This is a genomic window from Marinomonas vulgaris, from assembly GCF_018145875.1.
Lineage (GTDB): Bacteria > Pseudomonadota > Gammaproteobacteria > Pseudomonadales > Marinomonadaceae > Marinomonas > Marinomonas vulgaris.
This window is the reverse complement of the sequence record NZ_JAGSSV010000020.1, coordinates 1-16,117: the sequence shown is the minus strand read 5'-3', so window position 1 is coordinate 16,117 and position 16,117 is coordinate 1. Positions and strand designations below refer to the sequence as shown.

Here is a 16,117-nt window from a genome sequence, read left to right as displayed (position 1 = left end):
ATCTACCAAACTTTAAAATTAAAGACATCGGGAATAACGCTCAACATATAATCAAACGCTGTAATTTCATTTTCAACTACCATAACATTCACATCGATACCTAGGTTCAATTGTAATTTTAAAAACTCATCATTCGGTTCGATAGCAACACGATAATAACGCTTACCATTTTCTTCGCCCGGCTCATAAGGTAACGAATCTGAACTGATGTCTTTTATTACCCCAGTAAAGGCTTTACTGAATCCAGTGGAGTTGGTCATAATTTTCACTTCACGACCAATCTCTAAAAAATACCGGTAACGAGATTCAAACTTGGCCACCACTTCTTGTGACGCTCCGCGTTTTTTTAGAGTGTAAATAGGGTTACCTTCCTGAATAAAGGTTCCGATGGCGACCCCTTCAGTCAACTCTAATACGCTGCCATCTAAGGGAGAGCGAATCATGGCGTTTTTCTTTTTCTCTTCAAGCAATTCTTTTTGATACTTACGCTGCACAATGTCAGCGCTGAGCTCGGTTAACTTTTCATCTAGGGTCAGCACTCGCTCTGAACGGCGTAATTGAAAAGTCATAAACTTGTCATTTAAGTTCTTTTGAGTATCTAGTTTACTGATTTCAAAAGAAATAATCTCACTGTTTAAATCACTAAGCTCTGTATCCATGTCATATAACCGCAAGGTTTCGCCACCACCACGAATCAAAATACGGCGTTTTTTACTTAACACTTCTTTTTTATTAAGTAACTCTTCTTTGTGACGCTTTTTCTCTTGCTCCAACTGTAAAATGTAACTCTGCTCTTGAAGATAGTCTTGATAGAAGTTCAGAATGTACTGGCCACCAGAGCCACCCATGGAGGCATCACCACCGCACTGGGAAGCATGAAACGCCTTATCAGTAGCGCTATTTCCTTGATTGAACACATCACTGGTTAGAAAGCATTTTTCTTGCCGATATTCAGCCAATAAAGCTCGGTCTAGTTCAAGTCGTTCAGATACTTCTTGCAGTTGATACTCGTCTTGCAGGTTACGAAACTCAAGCAATGGTTGCCCTTTTTGTACTAAATCTCCTACCGACGCGAACATATCCACCACATAACTGTTTGAAGGACTTTTAAGCGATACATTACTTTCATTGATACCAGTAAGACCTTGCCCAGGTGCAACTACTTCAATTTTCTTGAAGAAAATCAGATAAGTACACACACTAACGGCAACAATAACAAGCAGTGCTATGGGCAAAGAAAACGACCTAGACTTAGTCATTGCTAGCAAACTTCTCTGAACGCAATGACATGGTATCAACCACAGCATCAATAAGAGACAATTCGTAATCAAGCAAGGTGGTATAAGAAGAGCTCAACCCTGATAAGCTCTGCACTATGTCCACGTATTCTAGTTTATCGATCAATAATTCACTTTCCTGCGTTGTGACCAAATCTTCATTGAGCAGGATCTGTTCCATCAAAGACTCTCGCTTATCTTTGATGTCTAAAAATTCTTTCTGTAAGGAATTGAGCTGTGAAATGAGCTGCAAGCGCAATAAATCAACCCGCTCACTTTCTGCATCATACAGATGATAGGCAGACTTTTGACCTTGACTGTTTTGGTAGTTAAACAAGTCATAAGTCGCTTCAAAACCAATATAAGAATCCGTTTTGGTCTCGCCTGAATCCCAATCATCACTGCCAAAAACCTCAAATTGCGTTTCATTCACCAAGGAAACGGTGAATCGCTCACGCTGCGCTTTGGCGGTTTTTAATTGATAATCCAACAATAGGTTTCGATTACGCAATTCAAGATTACTCTGAACGATGTTCATCTCAGTAATCGAGGCTATATCTTGAGCCAGCAGCTGTTCAAGCATAGCAACACTGATGCCCACGTCTCTTGGATAGTCAGTTTGATAGTTGGTCTCTTCTCGCAAGCTGCGGAACATTTGATCGATACTGGCGCGAATTCGATCTACTGAGTCTTTAAAGCGACTGTATTCCAGTTCGGCTTCTTTCAAGCTAGACATTGCAGACGCCCCCTCGATGGACGAATTACGCTGCTTCTCAAGGTACACTTTCAAGCGTCGTTCGATGTTCTCGTTGTCAGCTAAAAACACTCGAGTGCGCTCTATCTTAGCCAGGTAACGCAATACGGTATGATAAACCGACAAGGATTCCCCAAACACCAACAGCTGCGACGCTTCTAAGTTGCTGCCCGCGGCAGAAATTTTATCGGCCACGCCAGAACCCCAAAGCTTGATTTCGGCGTTGAGTTTAAGCGTATCCTCCTCTTCTGGATCTGGAGTTTCAGCACCATAGTATTGGTACCACTCGCTCGTTAAAGACAAAGTAGGTAAATAATACTTATTTTCTGAATCGCTCAGCGCCTTGGCGGACCGAGACTCTTGCTCCAGTGCTCGATACTCATTCGATACTGATAAAGCCGACTGATACACTTCTTCTAATCCAATCGGATACTCGTTTGCCTGTACCCGACAGGCCATTACCAACAGCCCCATTCCAAAGAGGTATTTTTTACTACTACGCAATGCCTGCTCCTTTTATCAGAGCAGATTTGGTCATGCACCAAACCTGCTTCTAATATGGCTGTTATTATCAATGGTCATTTTTAAAGGTTGTAAACGTCTGCAGGCTCGTCGTCTTTGTTGCCCGCCACATCCGTTACTGTCACTGCCACTTCCGTTGTTGCGCCATCAGCGCCACTGTTTATGGTCGCGCCACTGATTGACCAATTGCCGCCAGCACTGACATTTGTACTACCATAATCACTTCCGTCCAAAGTAACCTCAATTAAGGCGCCTTCTTCACTTGGTAGACTGCCACTCACACTGGTATCACCATCAGCAGGTGTCGTGCTGCCACTACTTGTTGGTGCAACTGTATCAATGGTCAAATTATCGCTCGCCAGTTCAGTGCTATTGCCCGCGCTGTCTTCTGCGCTGACTGTGTACTGGTAATTCCCATCCAGCAAGGCACTGTCTAATGTGGCACTCCAGTTTCCATCTGCAGCAACCGTTGTGGTTGCCGTGGCACTTTGTCCCTCAATGGTCACTGTAATCGTCGCACCAATTTCACCCGTACCTTCAAACGTCGGCTGATTATTATTGGTGATGTTGTCCGTTTGAGACAGACCAGAGTCTGTACCTTGCGTTAAACCACTTTGGGTAACAGTGGGTGCAAGCGTATCGATTTCATACTCATCACTGCTGCCCCCCACGCCTGTGTTGCCATTCGCATCGGTAAAACCATCTGCCAAGGTGATGACATTCGTTGTGTCTTCTATATCAGTACTTGGGGTGAAGGTGGCCGTCCATAGACTGCCGTCTTGCGAATCCTGTGCCAAATCTGACAATACGCCATTGTCAGACGTCAAATCAGACAATACAAGGTCATTCACGGCTTCGCTAAACTGCAACGTAACCGTGGCTGTCTCACCGATGGCCAGTGCAGTATCCGACAGGGTAATCGACGTCAACGTCGGTGCGAGTGTGTCCACAGCGAAGGTTGTACTTGTCGCGGTAGTACCCGTATTGCCAGCGGCATCGGTATAGTTCGCGCTTAAGCGCACCGTATTGCCGGTTGCTTCGGTGTTCGTCGATGGTGTTAAGGTCGCTGTGTATTGGGTGTCGCTGACTTTCACCAGGTCGCTCAACACGCCATTGTCCGTAGTTAAATCTTCTAAAGCAAAATCACTCACGGCTTCACTAAATTGCAGCGTTACGGTTGCTGTTTCACCCATTTTTAAGGCTGAATCAGACAAGGTAATCGACGTCAACGTCGGTGCGAGTGTGTCCACAGCGAAGGTTGTACTGGTTGCGATGGTACCCGTATTACCAGCGACGTCGGTATAGTTCGCGCTTAAACGCACCGTATTGCCGGTTGCTTCGGTGTTCGTCGATGGTGTTAATGTCGCTGTGTATTGAGTATCACTGACTTCCACTAAGTCGCTCAACACGCCATTGTCTGCGGTCAAATCTTCCAAAGTAACGCCATTAACACTTTCTGAGAAGTCGATCGTCACCAGCGTGGTTTCACCCGCCGTCAATACAGTATCACCTAGAGTAATAGTGGCCGATGGCAATTTTGTGTCTACCGTGTAGGTCTCGCTACTTTTAATAGTACCTTGGTTGCCGACTGAATCCGTGTAATCGACACTTAAGCGCACCGTATTACCAGTTACTTCATCGGTATTTGTCGTTGGTGTTAATGTCGCTGTGTACTCGGTGTCAGTGACTTTTACAAAGTTGCTCAGCACGCCGTTATCAGCGATCAAATCTTCTAAGCTAAAATCATTGACACTTTCTGAGAAGTTAATGGTCACCAGCGTGCTATCGCCCACCGTCAATACAGTATCATCAAGGGTGATAGTAGCCGTTGGCGCTGTCGTATCGATGACCACATCAAAGTTTTTCACTGTCTCGTTACCAGAGAAATCTGTGTCTTTCAATAAGATGCTGTGAGTTCCGTCAGCCAACCCCGCCATGTCGTATGACCAATAGCCCGATCCATCCAAGCTAATGTCAATTTCATCGGCTCCATCAATAGAAATAGTCAGTGTGGTATTTGGCTCAGCACGACCCGACAAGACTCGCGCGCCGCTGTTCCAAAGAATGTCTTCCGACGTATCCTGATCCGTAACACTCTCGTAAGTAAAACTTGGCGCAAAGGTATCCACCACAAAGACTTGTTCACCCGACTCCCTGTAGTTACCCCATTTATCACTGACTGATACCTCAGCTTGCAATACACCGTCGCTCAAACCAGTGACATCTATACTCCAATCACCGTTACTGTCCGCTGTTTGAGTGAAAGTATCATTGCCAATAACCACTTTTACCACGGCACCCACATCTGTTTGCCCACTGAACACAGCCTCTTCACTAGCACCATAATAAAGCCCGTCCTCTTTGGTGAAGTTACTCACCTCCCAAGTAAAGACATCAATTTTATTGTTTACATCAACAGTAATGGTTGATGAGGTCGTGTTACCGGCTCGATCTGTCCAGGTAATCAGCAACTCATGCTGGCCATCTACAAGCCCTTCAGGCAAACGCGTTGTGAAGGTATTGCTTAATTTATCCGAGCTCAAGCGAGTCCAATCACCGCTTAGCTCAGTATCGACAGCCGTAATGGAAATCGTTGATATTTCACTTTCAACGTTACTAAGAATGCTGAATTGGCTGATGTTAGTGTAATAAACGTCTCCGTCATCTTCCGTAGTCGCAGCACGATAAGAGTTTTCGTTATTGTAATTCACTTGCACGTCGGCCTGTGGAGACACATAAGTATCGATAACAAATTTTAAATTACTAGAGGATTCTTCGTTGTTCGCAATATCCGTGGCGAACACTTGAATGTAGTAGGTACCATCAGCATAAGTTTGGCCGTCTGGTAACTTCCATGTGAAGGAATTAGACAGCGCCGTAAAATCCTCTTGGTATAAGATTTCACCATCGGCACTGCCACTGCGTACAATCACCGTCATTTGGTTGTCCTTCTCGGACAGAATACCAAAGCCTGGATTGGTGTTGCTCGTGATTTCATCTAACTTGTAATTTGTGTCATCAGCTTCTAGCATCCAAACACTCGCGCTAATGCCCGAGTCTAGAATGATGCTGTCATACACCGTGTTGACGTTACCTGCAATGTCTTCTGCTTGAATTTGGAAATTGTATTTTAAGTCTGACAGTTCAGGTGTATCTATGATCCAGGTACCGTCCGCTTTAACATTCTCCGTATATTCTTGACCAGAAATGATCAAGGAAACTCTATCCCCCACATCCCCTGTGCCAGAAAAACGCACGGTTCCTGGTACTGCTGACGCTGCGTATTCCGCTTCGTTGATAATGCCATCATCGTTGGTGTCGTAATCGATTCCCCATGTCAATGTCGGAATAGATGTTTTAATCGTGAAATCCAACTCAGCGGGCGTGGTTGATACGTTGCCCGCCACATCGCTGGCAACCGCTGAAATAGTGTAACTGCCATCAACGAGGATTCCTGGGCTGTATGTCCAGTTACCGGAGTCCCCTACAAAGGCCGTTTCTTCATCCAGTTGATTTCCTAATGCATCGTTAAGTGTAATGGTAATAATGGATTCAGGTTCACCCTTACCGGCAAACACCGGATTCGATACTTTAGTAACCCCATCAGAAAGAACATCATCTCCCCACAAGTCGATGTTGCCCGTATCCGAGGTACTGTCAAAACTCATGGTCAGATCAGTAACTGCGGTGTCAATCACCACTTCATCAATTATGTCGTTGTACTCGTTTCCAGCCGCATCGGACACATCAAACACCACACTGTAAGTGCCGGGCGCAAAGTCCTCACCAAAGTCAGCGGTGTAATAACCTGAGTTATTCGCTGTTAAGGTTAGAGTTTTCAGCAAGACGCTTTCTGAATCGTACAACTTAGCTTCGATACTGTTATCCGGCTCAGTCAGTCCTTTAAAGACCAAGCTGGTTTCTTTAGAAATAAAGTCAGTACTGTACTCACCCGAATCCCCCACCAAGTAGGTGGTAAACTGAATATCGGTTTTAACTCGAATCGAATCCTGAATTTTAGATTCGTTATTCGCACTGTCAGTCGCAGTGATGATGTAATTATGGTATCCATCGTCTAATTCTTCGCTGATAGGAAGAACCCAATTTCCATCTTCATCGACCAAGTCAATAATCACATCACCATTTGCATCTTCTTGATAGATGTATAAATTTTCGCCATTCAATGTGATGTATAACTCGTTGTAATCCCCTTCGATGGTGCCAGCAAATCTTGGCGTACTAATCGATGTCACACCATCGCTGTCAGACTCACCCGTATCGTCTTCCGCCAACAATCCCCCAGTGATCGTTGGTGGCACACGGTTAATCGTAAAGGATCCTGTATAATTCGCATCGCCACCCACGCTGTTATCGGCTTTGTCCACCGAGGTTACTGTGTAGGTGTAACTGCCTTCTGCCAAGCCAGGAATCGCCAGTAAGTAGGTGCCATCTTCTTTTACTACTGTACTTAAGTTCGATAATTCCACGCCTTCTGAATCATAAATCACCACCGTCACATTTGAATCAGGATCCGATTCACCGGTGATTTCAACCGAAGACGCGTTCGTAATGGCGTTACCATCAGACGAATCGGTCGATTCACTCAACCCAAAGGTAAGCGTATTTTGCGTATCTATGGTAACCGTATGAACTTCTTCATCCGAATCCACACCGGGTTTCACAGAGGAAGCCGTAAAGGTGTATTCACCATCGGGTAAATCTTTGTCTATGGAAATTTCCCAACCACCAGACGAATTTGGCGTGGTCGTGTAAGATCCCCACTCCTCAATTGAGTCTTCCTCTTCACCCTCGCCTTCAAGGGTATAACTAATTGTCAGGGTCAAAGTGGAACCTGGTGTCGCCACCCCTTCAATGGTAGGGCGCTCGAAATTGGTCAAATAATCCAGCTCACTTCCTGAGTTGGTGGTGTCTTTAACAAAGAACTCAATCGCAATAAAGTCAGGTTGAATGAGCAAGATATCGACAAACTCAGTGGCGTTACCCGCCGCATCTGTCGCCGTCACAGTATAAGTATGCTCCGCATAATTTAGAGTCGTGGTTTCCACCCTGAAGTTGCCGCTGCCATCGGCGGTGGCTGTAAAGGTTTGATCATCAATGTCTAAGGTAATGTAGGCATTCGCTTCACTCACCCCAGTAATGGCAATTTGCTGATCGTTGGTGGTGTCGTCTGTGCCGTCAACAAAGTCGGCTTCCACTGCCACGCCGCTTAATGCTGGCGCTATGGTGTCGACGACCAAGGCGCCTTCTAAATTTGTATCCAAAAGGTTGGTGTCGTTACCGGCTTCATCTACCGCTGAAATAACCCAGGTGTAAGTACCATCTGCCAGTTCAACACTTGGCGTATAGGTCCAAGCACCACCAGCGTCGGCAGTAACATCAACACCAACACCGCTACCAATTTTGACTGTCACCGTCGCATTAGGATCTGTGGTACCGGAGAAGGTCGGTAAGGTGCTCTGTGTTTTGCCATCATTGTTCGACACACCGGTATCAGACTCGGCCGATAATCCCCCGGTCAAACTGATGCTTCTGTCTATGGTTAGGTTCTTAATGAAGGCTGTACTGATGTTATCCGCATCGTCTTTTGCCTCAATTTTAATAGCAAAAGTGCCTTCAGCAAAACTGCCAATGCCGAAGCTAAACTCGAAGTTAGCGTCATCACCTGTCGTGGCTGTTCCTAACGGGCTGCCATTTTTATAAATGGTGATAGTGGCGTTACTTTCTGCCGTGCCCGTTAATTTATAATTACCTATCGCGTCATTGGTTAGCCAATCGTCTAACTCAACATCTGCGTCATCAAACAAGGTAACGGCAGACACAATCGGCTTAGTCGTATCAATAATGACCGACCCGCTAGCCAATTCCTCCGACACATTCCCCGCTACATCTTTGGTTGTCGCTGTGTAGCTGCGGGTACCTTCCGGAAGGGCCTCACTCAACGTTAACGACCAAACGCCACTGCCATTGGTAATGGCGGTCGCAGATTGCGTCACGCCATTGCCTAAATCAAACGTCATGGTGACTTCAGAGAAGGGCTCGGCGCTGCCTTGGAAAGAAGGCTTAGTGATGTTGGTTTTATTGTCACCCTCTGTGCCAGAATCTGTAGTCAACACTATGTCCGTTGGTGCTGCAGGTGCTGTGGTGTCAATCACTACCGCTTGCGTCACCGTATCGCTGGTGTTGCCGGCAATATCGGTGGCAAAGACCTCAAATGTGTACTCATCAGCCACTAAATTCTCAGTCGGACCATAGCTCCACTCCCCCTCCTCAACAGTGACATCCACTTGGCTACCATTAAAGTTAATGGTCACAAATTCCACGTTGCCAGAGGTGGTGCCTTCAAAGGTCAAAGACTGTTGCTTAGTAATAAAATCTTCGGCGCTTAGCCCTGTATCATTGCCTGATACTAGGGCCACAGAGTCTACGGTTGGTGGCGTGGTAATGACCTGAATAATAGGACTTTCCCATCTAGTACTTTCGTTACCGGCCTTATCGACTTGGTACACACGCACTTCACCAGAGGCATAACTGCCTTCTTCAAGAGTAAAGCTGGTGCCCGTTCCTAGCGTATAGTTTGTGCCTCTATCGAGACTGTAATACCAGATAGCGCCCTCTTCTAGGGTCACATTTAATTGACCATTACCGGTTATCCAATCAGAAGTATTAGAGCCTGTGTCTTCCTCAAGCGCCACGGCAGGTGTAACAGGTGCCGTTACATCCACAACCACCTGCCCCAGACTTTTCACTGTGCCTTCGTTACCCGCAAGGTCGTACTGGCGTACTTGTATTTCACCAGCGTCGTAAGTGGTGTTATCCGTCAAAGAGAATATATTGGTGTCGCTGTCGCCCGCATTCCAAGTAGTACCGCCATCTAGGGAATATTTCCAAGTGGCGCCAACTTCAAGGTTAGATACACGAACCTCACCATCATTGGTGTACCAATCCGTACTCGATGATCCGGTATCCTTTACCAAGCCAACGGTCGGCGCTGCAGGAATGGTTGTATCTACCTCCAAGGCTTTAGTCGATGTCCACTTGGTGCTCACGTTACCTGATACATCGCTTTGGCGTACTTGAATCGCGCCAATACTGTAGCTGCCTTCCGCTACATCAAAACTGGTGCCCACGCCCTGCGTCCAAGACGCACCATTGTTGGTGCTGTATTCCCAGGTGGCATTGGTTTCGATGTTCCCCACCACGAAGGTGCCGTCGTTGGTTACCCAATCGTCGTCCAGCGTACCCTCGTCATTTTCTAACACCACGGTTGGTGCAGCATAAGGTGTTTGGTCAATGATAATCGACTGTTCGTTCGTCCAAACATCACTGTCATTGCCCGCCAAGTCTCGTTGCTTCACCTGTACCGAACCCGCTTCATACACGCCTTCAGTTAATGTAAAGGAAGAACTGGCGGTCACTTCTGTCCAAACACCGTCCGCAGAAGTTCGATAGAACCAGCTGCCGTTCGCTTCAACGCCAGACACATTCAACTTGCCGTTGTTAGACGTCCAATCGGTGGCACTTTGGCCGGTATCGGCATCCAGAGTCACCGTCACAACAGCAGGCTTGGTATTATCGATGGTGATGGCCGGTGCTTTTACCGATAAGCTAACATTGCCCGCCACATCCTTTTGACGCACTTGTACCTGCTCACTGGAGTAGGTTGCATTGTCCGCAAGAGTGAAAGAAGTGCCTGTGCCCGTTGTCCAGGTACTGCCATTGTCCAATGAATACTCCCACGTGCCGCCAGATTCCAAACCCGCCACGTTAATCTGACGATTTTGCGTTACCCAGTCACCGTCTTGAGAACCTGTGTCATTTTGCAAACTCAGTGTTGGCGTTGCTACCTCATTATCAATCACGATGGCCGACGCGTTCGACCATGCCGCCGACTCATTTCCTGCCAAATCAAACTGTCTTACTTGAACGGTGCCTTGCACGTAAGTGGTATTGCTCGCTAAGGTAAAGCTATCTCCAGAACCCGCTAACCAGTTCGCACCGCTATCTGTGCTGTATTGCCAGGTGGCATTTGTCTCTAAACCGCTAATGGTCAGTTCACCATTTTGGGTAATAAAATCTTCCGCACTAATACCAGAATCTGTCACCAAACTTGCGCTCAACGCATCTGGATTAACTTTATCGACAGTGAAGCTTTGCGTCGCGGTTTTGCTGTTGCCTGCCACATCGGACGCGGTGGCCGTGAGCGTATAGGTATCGCTGCCAAGATCTGTGGTGTATTCGTAGCTCCATACACCTTCCGAGTTTGCTGTAACAGTAGCGACTTCATTGCTGCCAATTTCGAGCAGAACACTCGCGCCAGCTTCTGCGGTACCAGTGAAGGTTAAGGTGCCATCCGAGGTATAAAAATCACCCGCCACATTAGTATCATTACTGATGCTCACTATGGCGACGTCTGGCGCTTCGCTGTCTATGCTGAAGCCTTTGCTATAGGAAGCAGTGTTACCTGCTACATCGGTCAGCTTCATAGTCAAGCTATGACTGCCTTCAGACAGAGCATCAACACCTCCGATAAGAGCTTTATATTCAGCAAAACTGATCGACCAGCTTGCCGATTCCGGCATCGCTGCGATGGTTTTCACTAACGTACCATCCACATAGAGCTGTACCTTACTGCCCTGCTCAGCCGTGCCGTTGAAGGTTGGGGTAGTGTCTGAACTGATCCAATCATTGGTGATGTTTGAATCCGTCGACATGCTCACAAAACTACCAATTGGGTTAGTGGTGTCTACTTCGAAAGCAAACTCCGCCGCGCTACTGGTGTTGCCTGCTTGGTCAACCGAGGTCGCCTTCAGCGTGTATTCCCCTTCTGCCAAAGTGGTGCTCGTGTAATCGAATGTCCAGACACCGCCTGTGTCGGCTTTTACTTGCCCAATCACACTGTCATTTACCGACACCACCACCCAAGCATTGGCTTCCGCTGTGCCGTTAAATTTCAATGTCTGAGAATTGGTAATACCGTCGTCTGTGATGGCCCCTGAGTCTGGGGAAATACCCACAATAGACACCGTGGGTGCAGACGTATCAATGGTAATGGTGCGCTGTGCAACATCACTGCTGTTGCCCGCTGCATCGGTCGCGATCACGTTAAAAACATGACTGCCCTCTGCCAATGTGTTGGTATGCGCATACGACCACGCACCATTGGCCTGAACGGTTGCCAGACCTAGCAGTTGGTTTTCGCTGTCATAGACTCTAACGGTAGCGCCCGCTTCCGTTGTTCCCAATAGCGTAAGAGACTGATCCGATGTGTAAAAATCGGTTTCTGTTGTTTCATCGTAATCGTGTGACGTATCTTCAGAGATAGCATTGAAGCTCACCACAGGCACAGTGAAGTCGGTAGTGATAGCCAAGGTTGCCGACGGCGCTGGGTTACCAGACACATCCGACACATTGGCTTCTATGGTGTAAGACGTCGCGTCATTCAGGGCACTTAGGCGCGTACTTGGCACTGTCACCGACCAGGTTCCATCACTGGCGACCGATCCGTAATAAGGTTGGTTATTAAAAGTAACCGTGACCTGCTGCCCTACTTCTGCGTCTCCTGTGGTGCCGGTAATCTCTAGTGCCTCACCACGTTCAGCAATGTTCAGAACATTGTCACCAAGATCGTTAATCTCTATGGTCGGCGGGGTAAAGTCTGTTCTTAACGTCTCAGATTTGTTTCCGGTGTTACCGGCTAAATCACTGACTGACAAGGACACTGGATAGGTGGTGTTGTCGGTTAGATCATTCAAATCCGAAGCAACAACAGACACCGACCAAGCGTTATCGGCAATAATCGCCTCGTAGGTTTTGCTGTTCAGCGTGACAAGTACTTTTTGCCCATCGGCCACATCATCCGTAGTGCCCGTTATGATTAAGCCAGCATCTCGTTCAACCGTGTTGAGCAATCCGTCTTGGGCAATTGTCGACACCGTAATCACTGGGACAGAAGTATCCACAGTGACGTTTCGTGTCGCCGTATCCGCTTCATTGCCCGCGACATCAGTGACGTTAGCGACCACAAAGTAATCGCCATCGTCCAATCCGCTGATCACAGAATCAGGGATCGATTTAGACCACACACCGTTTTGTACTGTCGTGGTCGTTGTGTAATCACCCAGTGTCAGTGTCACTGTTTGACCATTTTCGGCATCACTCGTACCAGACACCAACAGCGCTGTTGAGGACTCAGCTGCGTTGATATAGTCATTATCAGACAATAAGTCGATGGTCAGATTTGGCTTGGTGTAATCGGTGACCAAGTTCGCCGTAGCTTCAACCGCCGCATTCCCCGCGATGTCTTTTACATTCGCCGTTACTGTATAGGTTTGCCCATCCACAAGATTGGCATCGGCTAAGGCAGACGCAGGAATCGTCCAGGTATTATTGGTCACCGTAGTTGAATAGGACACGTCATTGAGTAAAACGCTCACTGACTGACCATTTTCCACGCCCACAGTTGAGCCAGAAATCACCAAAGGTTGGCCCGCTTCCGTCGCGTTTAAATAACCATCACCGGAAAGAGTATTGATGCTGATTTCAGGAATTGTTTTATCCACACTAATGGACTTGGATTGCGTAGTGATATTGCCGGCCACATCCGATACCGATACCACAACACTGTGAGGTTTAGCATCGGCTAACGCACCAACATCAGTACTGTTGATCTCAGCCGACCAATTGCCATTGCTGATCTCCGCCGTGTAGGTTTTGCCATTTAATTCCACCGAGACATCACGCCCATCCGCCACGCCAGATACCGTGCCCGATATGGTCATCGCTTCCTGGGATTCTTGCAGATTGATCACGTTATCTTCGGCGATATTATTAATGGCCAGTGTCGGCGGCGTAATGTCTTTATAGACGTCACGGCTTGCTAGATTAGAAACGTTACCTGCTTCATCTGTCGTCTGTGCATAAACAACGGTAGTGGCGTTATTTGGCAATAAAGCCACTTGCTCAACGGTCAAACTTAACGACCAGTTTTGGTTTTCATCCACGGTTGTTTCGTAGGTATTCGAACCCAATGTCACTTCTACTGTACGACCCGACTCGGCTCCAGCGGCTGTGCCAGAAACAATCACCGCCTGACCAGATTCGCTAAGGTTAATATAATCATCTGTTGCAACTATATTAATGGTCACCACGGGCGCCGATAAGTCGGTGGTGAAGCTCGCGTTTTTCGTGGCGCTGTTGCCCGCCACATCACTTACACTCGCCGTGACCGTGTAATCTTCTGCCGTTAACGCCGCTACGTCATCAACTGGAACCACGATAGAAAACACATTACCGATAACGGAAGCTGTGTAGTTTTCACCATTTAAAGACAGAGACAATATCTGATTGTTCTCAACATCCGTGGTTGTCCCCGTGATCGTCAGACTCTTACCAGACTCAACGATGTTCAACACCCCATCCGCCGCAATCTGATCAAAACTGATCGTCGGTGACAATAAGTCCACTAAAACAGTGCCTTCTGCTATCGCTTCGTTGCCCGCTACATCGGTTGCCGTCACTTTATAGTCATAAGAGTTGCTGTCCAAAGCATCCACCGCAGGCACAGCAATGCTCCAAGTACCCTCTGAACTAACCGTACCCGTATGCGTTTTACCGTTAATTAACAAAGCAATCGCAGCGCCCACTTCACCCGACCCTGAAAAAGTCGGTGTGGCGATATTGGTAATACTGTCTGTGTTCAAATTACCCGTATCAGAATCGGCGTCCAAACGCGCAGTGACAGTCGTCGCTGTGTCCAGAGTAAACACATAGTCAGGCATGGTCGCCTCGTTTCCGGCGACATCGGTAACAGAAACAGTGACGATATTTTCTCCGTCCGCTAATTCGGGATAAGTCACGCTCCATGTCCCGGTATCTGACACCTGAACAGTGCGTACGACATTATTAATTGATAAAGCGACTGTCGCTCCCGCTTCAGCCGTCCCGGTTAGTGTCGGCGTCTTGTCGTTGGTGATTTTGTCCGTATTGCTTGATCCCGTATCACTTGATGACAAAAGCCCAATACTGAAGTCTTCAGTCGGTGCTTGGGTGTCTACTGTGATACTGCCGGACAAGACTTGCTCGTTACCCGCCACATCCACCGCGGTTAAGGTGTAAGTATGAGTTGTGTCAGTGAGTGCGTCGCCCACTTGTGCTGTCCAGTTACCACTGGCGTCGACGGTGGCGTTGTAGCTTTTACCATTGATGCTCAGGATGACCACAGAACCCGCTTCCACGTTGCCTGCGAAGGTCGGTTGGGTGGTTTTGGTCAAGTCATCTGCGTTGCTGTCGCCCGTGTCCGAGGCCGCTTGTAAGCGACCGGTGAAGCTGGCGATTTGTGTGTCGATAGTGAACGAATCGGTCTTGGGAGCCGTGCTGTTGCCTGCGGCGTCCGTGGCCACCACACTGTAGTCGTAAGTGTCTTGTGGCAAGTCGGCGCTAGGCGTGTAGCTCCAGGTAGTGCCGGTCACGGTGGCGTCAAAAGTGCCACCATTTATTAGCGTCACTTTGACCGTCGAACCCGCTTCCACCGCGCCCGTTAAGGTCGGTGTGGTGTCATTCGTGATGCCATCGCTGTTGGTGCCTGTGGCATTACGCGCATCGCTGCTGTCGCTGGCCGTGGCCAAGTCCGTCGTTAGAGTCGTAGGGGCTGTGGTGTCAACGGTAAAGCGGTCGCCATTGAGCGTGGTGGTGTTGCCCGCCACGTCGGTCGCATTGACCGTATAGTTTTGCTCGCCTTCGCTCAGTTTTTCCCCGTCTGGTATTGTGATGCTCCAGTTGCCATCAGTGTCCGCTTGAGTTTCGTAGGTTTTGCCGGTGCTTGAGATCGTCACCACGATGTCCGCGTTTACATCGGCGGTGCCTTTCAAGGTCGGTGTGGTGTCGTTGGTCAGGTTGTCACTGTTCGACACGCCGCTGTCGCTCTCTGCCGCGAGAGCACTGGTCACGGCTGGATTCGTCGTGTCCACCGTGATAGCGCGACTGATGCTGCTGATATTGCCCGCGGAGTCTTCGGCTTCAATGGTGTAATTGAGCGTGCCATTGGCCGGCAGGATTTCGCCTGCCTGTAAGGTGTAGGTCCAGGTGGTGCCGGTCACGGTCGCTTGGTATACCCCACCGTTGATCTTCAAGGTGACTTTCGCACCCTCTTCTACCGTGCCTTCAAACACCGGTAAGCGATTATTCGTGATGGTGTCGTCTGATTCGCGGCCGGTGTCGTTAGTCGCATCGGCTTTTAAGCCACCGGTTAACGGCGTTGGGTTGCTTGTATCCAGTGTCAGTGTGCCGGTCACTGGCGTGGCGATGTTGCCCGCGTAATCCACGGCGCTGATGGTGTAGCCGTAATCTGTACCGCTCTCTGTATCACCACTTGTGTCGGTTAAAGCGTCGGACTCAGGAACCGTGATCGACCAGGTGGTTTGACCTGCAGCGACCGTGGTGCTGTAGGTTTTTTCATTGATCAACACAGACACTACCGTGCCCGCTTCCGCTGCACCGGTGAAGGTCGGGGTGGTCATGTTGGTGAGATTATCGCTGTCACTGAAGC

The 16,117-nt window shown here is 48.2% G+C and carries 3 protein-coding genes; all 3 read right to left on the bottom strand.

What is annotated here, in order from left to right; translation table 11 throughout:
- Positions 1–2: 2 nt before the first annotated feature.
- Complete coding sequence (locus tag J9B83_RS12735; RefSeq protein WP_211537244.1) at positions 3–1,259, bottom strand: HlyD family secretion protein; 1,257 nt, start codon at positions 1,257–1,259, stop codon at positions 3–5.
- Positions 1,252–2,535, bottom strand: coding sequence for a TolC family protein (locus J9B83_RS12730; RefSeq protein ID WP_211537243.1), 1,284 nt, complete (start codon positions 2,533–2,535; stop codon positions 1,252–1,254). The genes J9B83_RS12735 and J9B83_RS12730 overlap by 8 nt, the downstream gene beginning before the upstream one ends.
- Before the next feature lie 80 nt (positions 2,536–2,615).
- A partial coding sequence (locus tag J9B83_RS12725; RefSeq protein WP_211537242.1) for an Ig-like domain-containing protein occupies positions 2,616–16,117 on the bottom strand: 13,502 nt, incomplete at its 5' end.

What these genes read in the sequence shown, in the direction of transcription:
- J9B83_RS12735 (WP_211537244.1), bottom strand. Translation starts at nt 1,259, where the DNA reads ATGACTAAGTCTAGGTCGTTTTCTTTGCCCATAGCACTGCTTGTTATT.